General features: G+C 70.4%; 15 protein-coding genes. 7 read left to right on the top strand and 8 right to left on the bottom strand.

Translation table 11 applies throughout. From position 1 onward, the window contains the following. Positions 1-15 precede the first annotated feature (15 nt). Positions 16-273: a YciI family protein gene (locus ABZ412_RS28640; RefSeq protein WP_357286073.1), complete on the top strand. Its 258-nt coding sequence runs from the start codon at positions 16-18 to the stop codon at positions 271-273. A 29-nt stretch (positions 274-302) separates the two neighbouring features. On the opposite strand, the gene ABZ412_RS28645 is transcribed toward ABZ412_RS28640, so the two are convergent. Then, positions 303-3,239, bottom strand: coding sequence for an AAA family ATPase (locus tag ABZ412_RS28645; protein WP_357286076.1), 2,937 nt, complete (start codon positions 3,237-3,239; stop codon positions 303-305). A 162-nt stretch (positions 3,240-3,401) separates the two neighbouring features. Here ABZ412_RS28645 and ABZ412_RS28650 point away from each other — a divergent pair, with 162 nt between their 5' ends. Further along, a complete protein-coding gene (locus ABZ412_RS28650; RefSeq protein ID WP_357286354.1) occupies positions 3,402-3,944 on the top strand; it encodes a hypothetical protein in 543 nt (180 codons plus the stop codon). 7 nt (positions 3,945-3,951) lie between these two features. Here ABZ412_RS28650 and ABZ412_RS28655 read toward each other — a convergent pair whose 3' ends face one another. Further along, on the bottom strand, positions 3,952-4,923 hold the full coding sequence (locus tag ABZ412_RS28655; protein ID WP_357286078.1) for a zinc-binding dehydrogenase: 972 nt from the start codon (positions 4,921-4,923) through the stop codon (positions 3,952-3,954). 84 nt (positions 4,924-5,007) lie between these two features. On the opposite strand from ABZ412_RS28655, the gene ABZ412_RS28660 reads away from it, so the two are divergent. Continuing rightward, complete coding sequence (locus tag ABZ412_RS28660; RefSeq protein ID WP_357286080.1) at positions 5,008-5,586, top strand: helix-turn-helix domain-containing protein; 579 nt, start codon at positions 5,008-5,010, stop codon at positions 5,584-5,586. On the opposite strand, the gene ABZ412_RS28665 is transcribed toward ABZ412_RS28660, so the two are convergent. Continuing rightward, entirely contained in the window at positions 5,568-5,966 is a 399-nt protein-coding gene (locus tag ABZ412_RS28665) for a helix-turn-helix domain-containing protein (RefSeq protein ID WP_357286083.1), read from the bottom strand. The genes ABZ412_RS28660 and ABZ412_RS28665 overlap by 19 nt on opposite strands. Positions 5,967-6,077: 111 nt before the next feature. On the opposite strand from ABZ412_RS28665, the gene ABZ412_RS28670 reads away from it, so the two are divergent. Further along, on the top strand, positions 6,078-7,013 hold the full coding sequence (locus ABZ412_RS28670; protein WP_357286086.1) for an NADP-dependent oxidoreductase: 936 nt from the start codon (positions 6,078-6,080) through the stop codon (positions 7,011-7,013). A gap of 3 nt (positions 7,014-7,016) precedes the next feature. Here ABZ412_RS28670 and ABZ412_RS28675 read toward each other — a convergent pair whose 3' ends face one another. Genes ABZ412_RS28675 through ABZ412_RS28695 form a run of 5 tightly spaced genes read right to left on the bottom strand, consistent with a single transcriptional unit; the run spans position 7,017 to position 11,188 of the window. Next, a complete protein-coding gene (locus ABZ412_RS28675; protein WP_357286088.1) occupies positions 7,017-7,286 on the bottom strand; it encodes a hypothetical protein in 270 nt (89 codons plus the stop codon). Continuing rightward, a complete protein-coding gene (locus ABZ412_RS28680) occupies positions 7,271-7,894 on the bottom strand; it encodes an NUDIX hydrolase (protein ID WP_357286090.1) in 624 nt (207 codons plus the stop codon). Before ABZ412_RS28680 ends, ABZ412_RS28675 begins: the two co-directional genes overlap by 16 nt. Positions 7,895-7,904: 10 nt before the next feature. After that, entirely contained in the window at positions 7,905-9,158 is a 1,254-nt protein-coding gene (locus ABZ412_RS28685) for an adenylosuccinate synthetase (RefSeq protein ID WP_357286093.1), read from the bottom strand. 24 nt (positions 9,159-9,182) lie between these two features. Next, positions 9,183-10,163, bottom strand: coding sequence for a hypothetical protein (locus ABZ412_RS28690; RefSeq protein ID WP_357286096.1), 981 nt, complete (start codon positions 10,161-10,163; stop codon positions 9,183-9,185). Between the two features lie 5 nt (positions 10,164-10,168). Then, positions 10,169-11,188 (bottom strand): hypothetical protein, encoded by a 1,020-nt coding sequence (locus tag ABZ412_RS28695; RefSeq protein WP_357286099.1) that lies wholly within the window; start codon positions 11,186-11,188, stop codon positions 10,169-10,171. Positions 11,189-11,495: 307 nt separating this feature from the next. Between ABZ412_RS28695 and ABZ412_RS28700 the strand changes: the two genes are divergently transcribed. The 3 genes from ABZ412_RS28700 to ABZ412_RS28710 all read left to right on the top strand — a co-directional run bounded on the left by ABZ412_RS28700 (position 11,496) and on the right by ABZ412_RS28710 (position 14,683). Further along, positions 11,496-12,311: an alkaline phosphatase family protein gene (locus ABZ412_RS28700; RefSeq protein WP_357286356.1), complete on the top strand. Its 816-nt coding sequence runs from the start codon at positions 11,496-11,498 to the stop codon at positions 12,309-12,311. A 111-nt stretch (positions 12,312-12,422) separates the two neighbouring features. Then, the gene (locus tag ABZ412_RS28705; protein WP_357286101.1) at positions 12,423-13,709 is read left to right on the top strand and encodes an MFS transporter; all 1,287 of its coding nucleotides are present in this window, start codon (positions 12,423-12,425) and stop codon (positions 13,707-13,709) included. Then, positions 13,706-14,683: a hypothetical protein gene (locus tag ABZ412_RS28710; RefSeq protein WP_357286104.1), complete on the top strand. Its 978-nt coding sequence runs from the start codon at positions 13,706-13,708 to the stop codon at positions 14,681-14,683. The genes ABZ412_RS28705 and ABZ412_RS28710 overlap by 4 nt, the downstream gene beginning before the upstream one ends. Positions 14,684-14,784 lie beyond the last annotated feature (101 nt).

A 14,784-nucleotide genomic window follows, 5' to 3' on the forward strand; every position in this document is an offset into this window, starting at 1 on the left:
AAGGAGAAGCGCAGGGTGCGCAAATATCTGGTCATGGCCATGCGCACCCCGCGCTTCGACGATTCCGTCGTCGTCCCGCACAAGGACTGGCTGGCGGCGGTCCGCGAGCGCGGACAGCTGGTGGAAACCGGCAAGTTCACCGACGGCAGCGGCGGCGCGTACGTGATCACCGCGGAGAATCTGGCCGCCGCACAGGAATTGATTCTCACCGACCCGATTCACACGACGGGCGCATCCGAGCTGACCGTCTACGAGTGGGAGATCACCGGCTGAGCTCGGCTCGCCGTGTCACGGACCTGCCTTCAGTCCGGCCGGTCCAATTCCGTGAGCTTGTGCGCGATCCCGCCGCGACCGGTGAGTCCCAGTTTGCGCAGGATGCGACCCAGGTGGTCCTCCACGGTGCGCGGGCTCAAGAAGAGCTTCTCGGCGATGTCCTTGTTGGTGAGTCCCCGCGCCGCCAGCTCAGCGACCTCGCGTTCACGTTCGCTCAATATGGTTGCGCCACTCACACTGCGATGACCCGCCAGCTTGCGTTGTGCGGTGGTGGCGGCGGTGAGCAGCTCGTGTGCGCCGGCAGCCGCGAATTCCTCTCGGGCGGCGGCGATTCGTACGGTCGCGGTGGCGAAATCGCCCCGCTTCCCGTCGATTTCGGCGGCCACCAACATGGCCTGGGCGCGAAAGACGGGCATCCCGGCTTGACCGTAGTGCGCGATCGCCGCCGTGGCCGCCTGGGCGGCGGCCTCGAGATCGCCTCGGGCACAGAGATATCCGGCGCGTGCCCGCGCGGCCGAGGCCCGCTGTCCGGGCAGGTCGAGCCGTTCGGCCACTTCATGGGCCCGCTCCACCAGCGCCCCCGCCGTCTCGAGGTCGCCGTGGGCGAGGCAGGCCAGTGCGCCGACGGCGAGCTCCGCGGCCCGCATCGGATGTTCCCGCGACACCGTGTCCACGGGTTCCGGCGTCACGGAAGTATCGGCGACGGGCTCGGCGGGGCCCATCGACAACGGTGCGGTCGCAACCCGTGGGAGTGCGACAGATGTTGTGGCGGTAGGCAGGTCGGATGCCATGGCTTCGGTGGCCTGGGGCCGGGCCGGATGCGGTAGCCGCGCGGCGATTTCGGCGAGGGCCGCGTCGACGGTGGCGCACCACCACCGCATGGGGGGCCGGGGGAGGGCGTCGAGGGTGCGCCACCAGCGCAGCACCTCCGTGGCGGGCGCGGTGTCCTGGAGGATGCGGAGTTTGGCCGCGCCGGCCAGTGGCGCGATGCCCGGATATCCGTACAGCCGTGCGGTTTCCAGGGCGTCCTCGGCGGCGGCGAGCGCGTCGTCGTAGCGGCCGAGCTTGGCGAGGGAGTAGGCGTGGACGGTGTGCAGCTCCGGCAGTACGAAGCTGCGACCGTGCCGGTGGCTGACGGTGATAGCGCGTTCGATGTGCGTGAGGCCGGTGCGCTGATCGTCGAGGAAGTACGCCATCCAGCCGAGCGCCGCTACCGCGTGCACGCCGTCGAGCAGCCGAGTGTCATTGAGCTGCGCGAATTCTCGTTCGGCGATGCGATACTCGGCCCGCGCCGCGCTCAGGTCCAGGCCGTTGAGTTGTCCCATGCTGCGCAGGGTGCGTCCCGCCGCTCGAATCGCCGGATCCCGCACGGCCCCTGACGCGAACAGCGCCTGGATCCGCACTTCCGCCTCCCGATCGCGGTTGTCCTGGGACTCCAGAATCGCCAGTTCCAGCTGCACCGAACCACTCTCGCCCGGATTCAGCCGTTCGACCGCCGACGCCAGCAGCTGTCGCGCACTGTCGATCCGGCCGAGAATCCGCTCGCATCGCGCGTACAGCAACACCGCCTCGTTGCTCGTCGGCACCGCGGGGACGTCCGTCGACGGCAGGAGCGGTTCCAGCACGTCCCGTGCCCGCTCGGCGGACCCGGACAACAGCAGCGCCCGTCCGAGCAGCAGTCGTGTCGCGTCCGCGTCGACGTCGCCGTCGAGGGCAGCGGTGGCACCAGGTGAGCCGGGTTCGGGGGCGCAGTTCGGGGTGAGGCGGAGGGCGGCTTCGATCCAGCGGGCGCTGGTGGCGGGGGCGGTGGCGAGGGCTTGTTCGGCGGCGCGGATCAGTTCGGCCGCGGCGAGGTGGTCGCGGCCGCCGAAGGCGTGCTCGAGGTGGCGGGCGCGGACCAGGACCGGGGCGTCGACGGTGCGCAGGAAGCGGGCGGCGCGGCCGTGGGCGGCGGCACGCCAGGCGGGGCCGGCGAGGCGGTAGGCCGCGGTGCGCATGAGGGGGTGGCGGAAGGCCACGGTGCCGCCGGTGACGGTGAGCCAGCCGCGCCGGGCGAGGTCGTCGACCGCGGCGTCGAGGTCGGTGTGCGTGACTTCGGCGGTGGCGCTGAGCAGTTCGGTGTCGGCGGTCGCGCCGCACACCGCGGCCGCCTGGGCGACGAGCTGTTCGCGGGGCGGGAGATGCGCGAGTTCGGCGCGCAGGGTGCGGTCCAGTGCCGCGTGCCCGAACCCGGTGTCGACGCGATCGTCGCGCAGCGCCTGATCCAGTTCCGCGGGCGTGAGTTCGGCCAGGACCTGCAGGTACAGCGGATTGCCGTGGGCCGCGGCGACGAGCCGGGCCCGGTGCGCCGGCGTCAGGTCCGGGAGCAGCGCGGTCGCCTCGTCCGTGGACAGCGGCGGCACGCTCAGGTGGGTCACGTCGGCGCGCGGGGTCCGCAGGGCGGCACCGAGTTCGGCGGGAAACTGTCCGGTCCGATAGGCGAGGACTACGGTCGCGGGCATCGGCGACTGCTGGATCAGCACAGCCAGCACCCGCAGTGACGCCGGGTCTGCCCAATGCGCGTCATCGATGGTCAGGACCGTGGGAGTGCCTGCGAGCCGGTGCCGCAGCCACCGCGCCGACTCCCTGGTATCGGCCGTCGCGATCCCGTGATCCGGTGTGTGGCCGCCGGGATCGACCACCCGGGCATCGCCGTTGCCGGGGTCGTGGCCGTCGGCGTCGTGGTCGAGTTGGTCGGCGAGATCCAGCAGCACCTGGCGGGGCGTGGACCGCTCGTACTCGGTGGCCGCGACCGTGATCGCGCGCAGCCCCGCCGCGCGGGCATGCCGCACGGATTCGGCCAGGAGTCTGGACTTTCCGATACCCGCCGGGCCTTCGACCAGGAACACGCGGTGCCGGCCGGGCGTGCAGTAGGTCGCGTCCAGCGTCGAGAGTTCGTGAACGCGGCCGACGAATGGCTCGATCACGCACTCCTTTCCGAGCGAACGGCCCCGAGCGGAGCCTAGCCCGATGCCGGGTCGGTGCCGATGCCGGGCCGATCCCGTGGTTCCACGGATGCTCGCCGATCGCGGTCCGGGTTTGGTTGTCGAGGTTCGAATGATGACCGGTGAGAGAGGTTCGTGGCAACGATGCAGGTGAGTTCGGCGGGAACGCGGCGCTGGTGGCGGCTGATTCCGGTGGCCGTGGCGGTTTTCGCACTGGCGCTGGCGGGTTGCTCGGTCGTGCAGAAGGGTGCGGACAGCATCAAGGACGCGGGGAAGTCCGATACCGGACGCTCCAAGGTCGGTGATTGCATCAACGTTATCGAGGGGTCGATGATCAATTCCAAGACCGAGCCGGTGGACTGCGCCTCCCCGAAGGCGGTGTACAAGGTGGCCAAGCATTCCAGCGCCAAGGCCGAGTGCGCCGCCGATTACACCTCCTACGAGGAGACGCTCAACGGCGCCTCGATGGCCTACCTGTGTCTGGCGCCGAATTTCCAGCCGGGCGCCTGCTATCACGAGAGCATGATGACCGGCTATCAGTACGCCGAATGCGGCACCAGCAACGCGAGTTTCCAGGTGCTGACCCGGATCGACGGCCAGTCGGACGAGAACCTGTGCGGCGAGGAAGCCGACAAGGTCATCACACTGACCGAGCAGCCGACGACCTTCTGCCTGAAGGACCTCTGAGCTCCGCTCAGCCGGCGCGCAGGATGATCGTGCCCTGGGCGGCGCGATCCTCCAGCAGCCGGTGGGCGTGCGCGGCCTGGTCGAGCGGCAGCACCCGATCCACCAGCGGCGTCAGCGAACCCGTCGCCGCCCGCCGCAGCGCGGGTTCGCGGGCCGCCGCCACCCCGGCCAGCCAGGCCGGACCGGAGCAGCCGGTGAGCGTCAGGCCGCGCATGATCAGATCCATGGCGCCGACCTGCGCGGGAGCGCCGGACAGGAAGCCGTAACTGAGCATGCGCCCGCGCAGCGGGGTCATCAGGTCCAGGAGTTCGAGCGCGGATTCGCCGCCGACGGAGTCGAAAACCACGTCCAGCGTCGCGCCGCCGAGTAGGTCGGCGAGCTGCCGGGTCCATCCGGGCGTGTGGTGGTCGACGACGAGGTCGGCACCGAATTCGCGGGCCCGCGCGGCCTTTTCGGGCCCGCCCGCGGTGGCGATGACGCGGGCCGCGCCGTGCTCCTTGGCCAGCTGGGTGAGGTAGGCCCCGACGCCGGTGCCCGCCGCCTCGACGAGGATGGTCTCGGTGCCGGTGAGCCGCGCGGTCTCGAGCAGGGGAATGGCGACCGACCCGCTCATGGCGACGGCCGCGGCGGCGTCGGTGCTCAGTCCGTCGGGAATCGGGGTGGCGGCCTCGGCGGGGACGCAGACCTGTTCGGCGTAGGTGCCGAAACTGCTGCTGCTCACCACGACTCGCTGCCCGACGAGTGAGGCGTCCACGCCCGCCCCGACTTCGGTGACGACGCCCGCGGCCTGGGTGCCGAACACGAGGGGGAACTGCACCGGCAGCGGGAACGCCCCCGACCGCATCATGGTTTCGGGGAACAGCACGGGAATCGCCTCGGCCCGCACCAGGATCTCCCCGGCCTGTGGGCGTGGTGCGGGAACCTCTCCGGCCACCAGGACGTCGGGCCCGCCGGTACCGGTCAATAGGATTGCTTGCATTGAGAACCTCATAAGTTGACTGACGGTCAAGTTGTGTCTGCGAAGATATTGACCGGCGGTCAAGTTGTCAATGGAAGTGGTGATATGAATCCGCCCAAGGAACGCGCCGACGCGGCTCGCAACCGGCAGGCAATCCTGGCGGCGACCCGCCGGCTGTTAGCCGAGGAAGGTGCGGACGCGGCGACCATGGACCGCATCGCCGCCGCGGCGGGGGTGGCCAAGGGCACGCTGTTCCACCGGTTCGGCAACCGGGCGGGCTTGCTGTACGAGCTGGTCGCGGAGGGGGCGGTCGGTTTGATGGAGGCGGTGACCAGTGGTCCGCCACCGCTGGGCCCGGGCGCGCCCGCGGGAGACCGCCTGCTCGCCTACTTCGACGCCATGACCCGGCTGATCGCCGACGACCTCGAATTGAACGTCGCCTACCAGGCGCTCCCGCCGCACCCACGCCGCGATGAATTCCACGCCTTCTGGGCCAGCCACATCAGCACCCTGCTACGCGAGATCCGCCCCGATCTCGACGCCGAGGTGGTCGGCGGCCTGCTGCTCGCACCGCTGGGCGGTGAACTGGTGCCTTACCTGGTCCGTTCGGGTCAGCGTGACCGCCTCCTCGGCGGTGTCCGGCAACTGGTCCGCTCGGTGATCGATCAGGCCGCGGCGTCGTAGCTTTCGCGGGCCGCGAGCACATCCTCGATATGCGTCTCGGCCCAATTCTTGATCGCCCGCATGACCGGCAGCAAACTCTGCCCGAGTGCGGTGAGCCGATAGTCGACCCGCACCGGGACCGACGGGGTGACGGTGCGGCTCACCAGTCCGTCGCGTTCCATGCCGCGCAGGGTCTGGGTGAGCATCTTCTGGCTGACTCCGGCCACGATGCGATTGAGATCGCTGTATCGGCGGGGACCGTCGGCGAGTGCGTTGAGCAGCAGGCTGACCCACTTGTCGCTGATCCGGTCGAGCAGGTGCCGGGTGGGGCATTCCTGGATGTAGGCGTCATAGTCGCGCCGGGCCTCGGTGCGCCGCTGGGCGGCGGTCTTGGTCGCCATGACTCTCCCTGACGTTCGGTACGCACTCCCAGGTGCGTACTTCCCGACGGAGAGTAACACTCCCTAGGTTCGGTGACAGGGTGGGAAACCGTACAGCAGAGGAGATTTCACATGCGCGCCGTCATCGTTCGATCGTTCGGAGGACCCGAGGTGCTGGAGGTGGCCGAGGCGCCGATGCCCGCGCCCGGTCCCGGGCAGGTGCGGATCCGCGTCGCCGCGGCAGCCGTGCAGCCGGCCGACCTGCACACCCGCTCGGGCGGATTGGCCCAGGCGGGTCTGATGCCGGCGCGCGAGGTGGTCGGCCTGGGCTGGGATGTCGCCGGGACCATCGACGATATCGGTTCCGGTGTCACGGAATTCGCGATCGGTGACGCGGTGTTCGGCCTCTCCGATCGGCTCGATGTAGCCCTGGGCACACACGCCGATCAGGTGATCCTGGATTCGTCAGCCGTCGCCCTCGCGCCGCGCACGGTCTCCGCGATCGAGGCGGCGACGGTTCCGCTGAACGCCCTCACCGCCGCGCAATCCCTGGACCTGCTCGGCCTGGCCCCCGGCGCGACGGTGCTGATCACCGGCGCGGCCGGTGCGGTGGGCGGCTACGCGGTGGAACTGGCCGTGGCCCAGGGCATTCGGGTGGTCGCGACGGCAGGGTCCGCCGACGCGGACGCGGTGCGCAAGCTGGGCGCGGAGTTCTTCGTCCCGCGCGGCGAACGACTCGGTGACGCGGTGCGGGCGCTGGTCCCCGGCGGTGTCGACGGCGCGCTCGACGCGGCGGTGCTGGGCGTGGAGGCGCTCGACGCCGTCCGTTCGTCCGGTGCGTTCACGGCCCTGGTGGGCGGTGCCGAACCGGCGGCCCTGCGCGGAATCCGGGTGGCCAACACCTGGATTCGAGCCGATGGTCGCCGCCTGGCCGAGCTGGCGGCCCTGGTCGACGCGGGCCGCCTGACCCCGCGCGTCGCCGAGACCTTCCCACTCGACCGCGTCGCGGACGCCCACCGCCTACTGGCCGCGGGACAGCTGCGCGGCCGCCCGGTGCTGATCCCCTGACGCTCACCGAGCCCAGCGCTCGCGCGGCACCACGTCGGGCAGCGCTGGGCTGCCCGGTCGCCGGTTGGGATGCGCGGCGGCCCGCGGGACGAGCCCGCTCAGGGATCCGGCGACGAAGAGCCCGCCGCGGGCGATGGACAGGATCAGGTGGGGTTCGAAGCCGTTGTCGGTGATGATCCGGGCCAGTTCCCGGCCGGCGTTTCCGTGCCGGCGGCTCGTCGCGCGGAGGGTCTCGGCGGTGGTGTCCCGGACCGTGTTCAGGCGAAGGACCACACGGCGGCCGGGCGGCCGGTGGCTTTCACACGGACGCGTTCGCCGGTGCGGGACAGGCCGGGCAGCGCGGCCAGGGTGCGGTTGAGGTTGCCCGGATCGGGTTTGGCGCCGTGCAGGGCGGTGGTGAGGCCGACCGCGCGGGTGGCGGTGAACTGGTCGCCGGTGAGGGCGCGGGTGAAAGTCAGGTCCTTCCACAGCATGTCGGCGAGCCGGTCCCGGGCGGCGGCGACGATCTGATTGTGGTCGAACGCCAGCGGCGGGACCGCGTCGAAGGGCACCCAGGTCGCGGTGTCGGATTCGTGTGCGCCGACGACCGCCCACATGGCGATGGACAGGGTCGGCCCGCGCGGGTCGCGGTTGGGTTCGTCGAAGGTGGCGACCTGTCCGGCGGCGAGGATGGCGTCCTCGGGCACCCCGAGTTTGGTGTGCACCGCGCGGTGGGCGGCCTCGGCGAGGCGTTCGCCGAGGCCGAGCAGCACGCCCGGCAGCGCGAGTTCGCCGGCGAACGGTTCCCACCGCCGCGCGGCGATGCCGAGCGTGGCGGTGGGGTCGTCGGGCCCGTAGCGCAGGGCGATCACGTCGATGGATACCGCGGATTGTTGCTCCACAAATGGACAATCATGCCTGAGCGGTGATCCGGACCGTGCGATCGGCTCGATCCGGGCCGTGGGCGGTGAGCACCACCGGCGCGCCGAGTTCGGCCTCCAGGTAGCCGGGGACGTCGCCGGGCAGGTCGGCCAGGGCCGGGGTGGCGGCGCTGAGCAGATCGGTGAGCCCCCGCTGGTGCTCCAGGTCCTGCCAGACCCCGCAGTCGAGCCGGTCGACGCAGCCGTCCGCGGTGAGATACCCGGTGGCGGTGCGGATGTCGCCGACCGCGTCGAGGTGGTTGACGGCCAGCCCGTCGATCCCGCCACAGGCGTCGATCGCGTAGCGCAGCAGCAGTGGATCGAGGTGCCCGCGCCGGAACGCGCCCTGGTACACGCCGGTTCCATTGTGCGGCTCGGGAATCGACAGCGCGGGGTCCTCGGTCGGGAAGGGCCCCGCTCCGTGCCGCGTCAGGTAGGCCCGGGTCACGCCGAGCACGTAGCCGGGAGCCCCGATGCGCGCCAGCATGTCTCGCGCGTTGCGGGGTTCCACGGTCGACCAGGTCGTGTACGGGTGGGTTCCGCGCCATTCGTCGAGCAGCACGCCCTGCGCGCCCTCGAACACCAGCCGCCCGCTGCGCGCGAACCCCGCGAGCTGCTCTCCGGGCAGGATGGCGACCGCGCCGGCGAAGGCGGTGTACGCCGCGACCAGATCGTCGATCGGATCGTAGCGGTGCCGCCCGCCGGCGAGCAGCGGCGCGTAGTGCTCCTCGAGCGCGATCAGTTTGCGCCGCAGCACATCCGGTCGCGCGCAGTCGGCGACCCGCGGCGCGTCGTGGTCGAGGGCGTAGCTCGCGGTCTCCCCGATGCCGATGCCGCACGAACCGTGCCGGGCGGTACCCCTCGTATCCTCCCGGCGGCGGTTGGCGGCCCCGTGGATCGGTGTGGTGAGCAGGGCGCGTTCGTCGGCGTAGAGCAGCGACAGCGGATGGGCGACCCCCATCGCGGCGAGTTCGCGGGCCTCGGCCGCCAGCGCCAGGGGCTCGACGAGCATGTGCCGCGACAGCAGGGTCGGCACCCCGGACAGGGTGCCGGACCCGAACTGCCGGAAGGTGTGGTGGCGGCCGTCGGCGACCACATTGTGGGCGGCCTGCGCCCCGCCGTTGAACCGCACCACCGCGGACACGTCGAGCCCGGCCCGCGGTGAGCACAGCCAGTCGACGGTGGCCCCCTTCCCGGCGTCACCGAAGCCGAGGTCCACCACGATCAGGTGACGGTCGCCGAACATGAGCTTTCCCTTCGTCTTTCGTGATCAGAGATCGACGTCGTCGGTCCCGGTGGTGGCGGGCAGCGCGCCCACGCTGCGCCCGCGGCGGACTCCGCCCAGCGGCGCGAGCGCCTTGCCGACCGCGTCGGCCTCACTGGTCGACCCGATATCGCGCAGGTCGGCCAGCCCGGCCCCCAGATCGACGCGGTCCTCGCCGATCCCGATGGTCAGCGCGATGAGCTCGCACACCGCGGCCGGATCGTCGAGCCGCAGGAACCGCTCGCCCAGCAGCTCCTGCCAGTGTTCGGCGATCTCCGGATCCCGGTAGTAGCTGGACTGATTGGGCAGGATGTAGTGCACGTTCCACCGGTCGGCCAGCTCCCGGTAGATGGAGTCGACGGCGATGTCGCTGCGCACGTCGTCGCCGATGACGGCCTGGATGTGGCGCGCGGGCAGGCGCTTCTTGTTCAGCTCGTCGCCGACGATGAACAGGTAGCCCTTGCGTCCGCGCTTCTCCCACGCGTCGGTGACGGTGTGGCGGGCGATGAAATACGCCGCCAGCTCGTAGCTTTCGGACTTCTGCCCACCGCCGCCGCCTTCGAGCAGGATCAGCCGCAGCTGTTCGTCCATGCGGTTGTCGGATTCGAACTGCCCGACCTGCAGCGGCACCCGGTCGCTGTCGGCGTCGCCGATGGCCCCGAACAGGATCTGCGGATCGTCGGCATAACCCTTGCGCTGCAACAGTCCGTGCAGTTTGGCCAGCTTCTCCTGCATGACCCGCGGCACCCGGCCCATGGATCCGGTGACGTCGAACAGCACCGCGATGGGCAGCGAGTTCCCGTGGTCGTCGGAGTCGCGTGACTCCCGCATGCCCACCCCGAAGGGATCCAGGGTGGGGTGCGCCTTCCACTGCTCCCACGGCGTGGACCGCATGTCGGCGGTGTAGCCGAAGTCGTCGAGTCCCGAGGCCGCGCGGAAGGTCCGCGCCGCGTCGTAGGCGCTGTCGTCCCAGCTTCCGTAACCCATTGCTATCACTTACCTTTCGTGAGCTCGAAGGGCCGGAAGCGGCGCTTCCCGTAGAGCCGGTCGAGCAGATCGTCGAATTCGCCGAGCAGGTCCGCGGCCTCGGGCCGCAGTCCGGGATCGGCTTGCAGGCAACCGGTGGCGTAGGCGCGCATCGGGGCGGGCGCGCGGTCGCCGAGCATGGTGAGCATGAGGCGATGCGCGAGGTGGACGTCGGTGGCGGGGGAGACCGCGTCGCGGATCTCGGGCGGATAGTCCAGTGACTTCAGGGTGGCCGCCGCGGGATTGCCCGGCCGGGTCGCGAAAGACCAGCCCACCAGCACGATTCCGTGCAGTCTCGGATGCACCAGCACATTGGCGGGGCTGATCGCGGTGTGCACCCAGCCAGCCAGCTGCGCCCCGGCGAGGCAGCGCAGCAGCCGCCGGTGCATCCACGCGTAGTCGCGCGGGTCGAGCCCGTCCGGATAGGCCGCGCGGACCTCCTCCATCGTCACGAACCCGTCGGTCAGGCCGGCCAGCACATTGACCGTGCGCTGCTCGCCGGTGCCCGGGTCGAGATGGTCGACGGCGTCGACGAGTTCGGGGAAGTACGGCCGCAGCCACGCGTGCTCGGCGGCGACGGTCGCGATGTCGCGCAAGGCGTTTCGCTCACCGGCCAGCAACCGGTTGGCGGCCGCTCGGCGCGGGATCTTCACCACCCGATCCGAGCCGGAGCGGTACACGTCGGCGATGGATCCGGCCGCGTGTAGCGCCCCGACGGGATGCCGCCCGCGCGCCCCGATCACCTCGAAGGCGGCTTCGTCCAGGTCCAGCCACCGCTGGTACAGCTCGGAGAGCCGGGCGAAGGCGGCGCCCGCGGCCGCCGCGTCGACGGCCTCGACCCGGTCGGGGTGCACCAGCGCGGCCAGCCGGTGATACCGGCGTCGAGCCGCCTGTCTGCTCGTGGAATCGGTTGCGGCGGAACCGAAGAGGTCTTCGGGCCGCCGAGCCGCCCGGATGGTCTCCGCGGTGTCTCGCGCTGTCGTCATGGTTTTAGGTTAGATGACTAAAACTAGGAACGCCAGCGATTTCGCCAACTTTTTGTAGTTTCGACAAAAACACTGGTAGTGACCGGTTTGCTGTCTCGAAACTCGTGCTGCGGCAGGGGGACTCGGTCCGAGTCGGCGGAAAGTGGCCATGCGATTTGTTCACTTTCCCCACATCGGATGGCCGCAGAGCATTCGTCGTTCCGGCGCATGGCGGTTCTTAATATTGCGCGGCCCTGGCGGTGCTGCCGGGGCCCGCTCGAGTCCTTCAGGAGGATCTGTGTTCAGGAAGCGCATCGCTGCCGCCGTCATGTCGGCCGCCGCGTTCATCGGTATGGCGACGTCCGCGGTCGTCAATTCGTCGGAAGCCGCTGCGGCGGGCAGCGTTCCGGTGTTCGACCACATCGTGCTGGTGATGTTCGAGAACCATTCGTACTCGCAGATCAACGGCAGCTCCAGCGCGCCGTACTTCAACAACCTGGCCGGGCAGGGCGCGAAGTTCACCCAGTCCTACGGCGTCACCCACCCGAGCGAGCCCAACTACCTCGCGATGTTCTCCGGCTCCACCCAGGGCGTCACCGACGACAGCTGCCCGCACACCTACAACGGCAACAACATCGCCAACCAGCTGCTCACCGCCGGCAAGAGCTACAAGAGCTACTCCGAGGCGATGCCCTCGGACGGCTACACCGGCTGCTCGAGCGGCACCTACCGTCGCAAGCACAACGCGGTCCCGAACTTCAGCAATGTGCCCGCGAGCGCGAACGTCCGGTTCAGCACCTTCCCGACCGACTACTCGACCCTGCCGACGGTCTCCTACATCGCCCCCGACATGTGCAACGACATGCACGACTGCTCGGTCGGCACCGGTGACACCTGGCTGAAGAACAAGATGGACGCCTACGCGCAGTGGGCCAAGACCCACAACAGCCTGCTCATCGTCACCTTCGACGAGGACAACGGCGGTTCGTCCAACCACATCTTCACCACCTTCGTGGGCGCGCACACCCAGGTCGGCAGCTTCTCCAACCAGATCAACCACTACAACGTGCTCAGCACCATCGAGAGCGCCTACGGCCTGACCCACCTGAACCCCGCGGCGGAGATCACCAACGTGTGGAACTGACCGTTCACCGGGCAACCGGACCGATCGGCAGCTGACATGACCCGCTCGCGGACCCGACGATGTGTCCCGAGCGGCTTCCCCGCGACTCCCTGAGGTAGTACACCCATGTACATGTCCACGATCGACCGCCCGCATTCCGGGGGCGACGACGCGACACCGTCGCGCCGCAAGGCGTTCTTCCTGTTGAGCGGCAATGTGTTCGCGCTCGGTGCCGTCAGCCTGGTCACCGACATCTCCTCGGAGATGCTGACCGCGGTGCTGCCGGTGTACCTGGTCGTCGGACTGCACCTGAGCCCCGCCGCCTACGGCGTCGTCGACGGCACCTACACCGGCGCGACCGCGTTGCTGCGGCTGATCGGCGGCTACGTCGCCGACCTGACCAACCGCCGCAAATTCATCGCCGGACTGGGCTACGGCCTGTCGGCGGTCGCGAAACTCGGCATGCTGGCCGCGGGCAGCGCCGTCGGCGCGATCGGCGCGGTCATCGCCGTCGACCGCACCGGCAAGGGCCTGCGCACCGCGCCCCGCGATGCTCTGATCACGCTGTCCACCCCGCCGCGGCTCTACGGCCGCGCGTTCGGCGTGCACCGGACGATGGACACCATCGGCGCGTTCGCCGGTCCCTTGGTGGCGATCGGCATTCTCGCCGCCACCGCGCAGGCCTACGACGCGGTCTTCGTCGCCAGTTTCTGCATCGCCGCGTTCGGCGTCCTGATCCTGGTGTTGTTCGTCCGCGACCACCGCGACGAGCAACCCGCCAAGGGCGCGGTGTCGCCCCGCGCGCTGGGCGGGCTGATCCGGCTCGCACCGGTGCGGCGGCTGGTGGCGGCGGCCTGCCTGGCCGGACTGGTGACCATCGGCGACGGCTTCGTCTACCTGCTGCTGCAGCAGCGGGAACACCTGAGCGTCAGCTGGTTCCCGCTGCTGGCGGTCGGCACCAACCTGTCGTACCTGGTGCTGGCCACCCCGCTGGGCATGCTCGCCGACAAGATCGGCCGCCGGACCGTGGTGCTCGGCGGCTACACCGCGCTGGTGCTGGTGTACCTGCTGCTGTTCGGTCCGTTCGGCGGCACCGCGCTGCTGGTGGTGGTGCTCGCGCTCTACGGCCTGTTCTACGCCGCGACCGACGGCGTGCTCATGGCGCTGGCCGGTCCGGTGCTGCCGAAAGCCCTGCGCACCACCGGGATCGCGCTGATCCAAACCGGGCAGGCGCTGTCGTATCTGGTGTCGTCGGTGCTGTTCGGGCTGGCCTGGAGTCTGTGGGGCCCGGAGAACGCGAGCCGGGTCGCCGCGGGTCTGGTGGCGGTGGCCGTGGTCGTGATCGCCGTGCTGCTGCGCGGCATCCCGGCCGCCGGGACCGTCGAGGACGTCACCGAGACCGCGGAGGAGCACGCGTGAACCGCCGGATCGTGCTGGCCCTGCTCGGGGCGGTCGTCTTGGCCGCGGTCGCCGTCGGCTACGGCGCGGTCACCGGGACGCGCGCGCAACCCGCCACCGCCTACGAGGCGCTGAACATCGCGCCCGGGCCCCGAATCTTGTTCCGCAGCACCGCGGCCGAGAGCAAGGGCCATGTGGCGATGGTGTCCGCCGCCGATCCGGGCGCGGCGCGCTCGGTGTCGAAACTCGAATGCCTGCGTGTGGCCGCCGCGGCCGGGACCGGCATCTGCCTGAGGCCCGACGGCCCGCTGGCCACCTTCCAGGCCGCCATCCTGGACGCCGATCTGACCGTGACGCGGGAGATCCCGCTGGTCGGCGTGCCCAATCGCACCCGATTGTCCGGCGACGGGCGGATGGCGGCCTGGACGGTGTTCGTGGCGGGCGACTCCTACAACAATGGCCGCTTCTCCACCCGCGCCGGGCTGGTCGACCTGACGACCGGCGACATGATCGATTCCCTGGAATTCCTGTCGGTCGTGGTCGACGGCCGCCCCTACACCGCCGCCGATCTCAACTTCTGGGGTATCACCTTCGCCGCGGATCACAACACCTTCTACGCCACCATGTCCACCGACGGCCGCCGCTACCTCGTGCAGGGCGATATGGCGGCGAAGACCGTCCGCACCATCGCGCAGAACGTGGAATGCCCGTCGCTGTCGGCGGACGGCAAGCGGATCGCGTTCAAGTCGGCGATCGACGGCGACCCCGCGAAGGGCTGGCGGCTCTCGGTGCTGGACCTGGCCTCGGGCGTCCGCACCCCGCTGGCCGAAACCCGGAGCGTGGACGACCAAGCGGCGTGGCTGGACCCGAACACCATCGGCTACGCGGTCTCGCGCGGCGGCGATGACGCCGACATCTGGGCGGTCCCGGCCGACGGCTCGGGCAGTCCGCGGCTGCTCGTTCCGCACGCCGAATCTCCGGCGGCCCTGGGCTGAACGGCCCGCGGCCCCGCGGGAACCGGTATCGACATCTTCGGCCAATCCGGTCGTCAGAATGTCACTGGAGCTCTACCGGCCACCACCGGGGCCGCCACTAG

This window comes from Nocardia sp. NPDC005746, assembly GCF_040630785.1.
GTDB lineage: Bacteria > Actinomycetota > Actinomycetes > Mycobacteriales > Mycobacteriaceae > Nocardia.

Bases quoted from the DNA above. Each gene is read 5' to 3' on its own strand.
- ABZ412_RS28650 (WP_357286354.1), top strand. From the start codon at position 3,402: ATGCAGGTGAGTTCGGCGGGAACGCGGCGCTGGTGGCGGCTGATTCCG.
- ABZ412_RS28655 (WP_357286078.1), bottom strand. From the start codon at position 4,923: ATGCAAGCAATCCTATTGACCGGTACCGGCGGGCCCGACGTCCTGGTG.
- ABZ412_RS28660 (WP_357286080.1), top strand. From the start codon at position 5,008: ATGAATCCGCCCAAGGAACGCGCCGACGCGGCTCGCAACCGGCAGGCA.
- ABZ412_RS28665 (WP_357286083.1), bottom strand. From the start codon at position 5,966: ATGGCGACCAAGACCGCCGCCCAGCGGCGCACCGAGGCCCGGCGCGAC.
- ABZ412_RS28670 (WP_357286086.1), top strand. From the start codon at position 6,078: ATGCGCGCCGTCATCGTTCGATCGTTCGGAGGACCCGAGGTGCTGGAG.
- ABZ412_RS28685 (WP_357286093.1), bottom strand. From the start codon at position 9,158: ATGTTCGGCGACCGTCACCTGATCGTGGTGGACCTCGGCTTCGGTGAC.
- ABZ412_RS28690 (WP_357286096.1), bottom strand. From the start codon at position 10,163: ATGGGTTACGGAAGCTGGGACGACAGCGCCTACGACGCGGCGCGGACC.
- ABZ412_RS28695 (WP_357286099.1), bottom strand. From the start codon at position 11,188: ATGACGACAGCGCGAGACACCGCGGAGACCATCCGGGCGGCTCGGCGG.
- ABZ412_RS28700 (WP_357286356.1), top strand. From the start codon at position 11,496: ATGTCGGCCGCCGCGTTCATCGGTATGGCGACGTCCGCGGTCGTCAAT.
- ABZ412_RS28705 (WP_357286101.1), top strand. From the start codon at position 12,423: ATGTCCACGATCGACCGCCCGCATTCCGGGGGCGACGACGCGACACCG.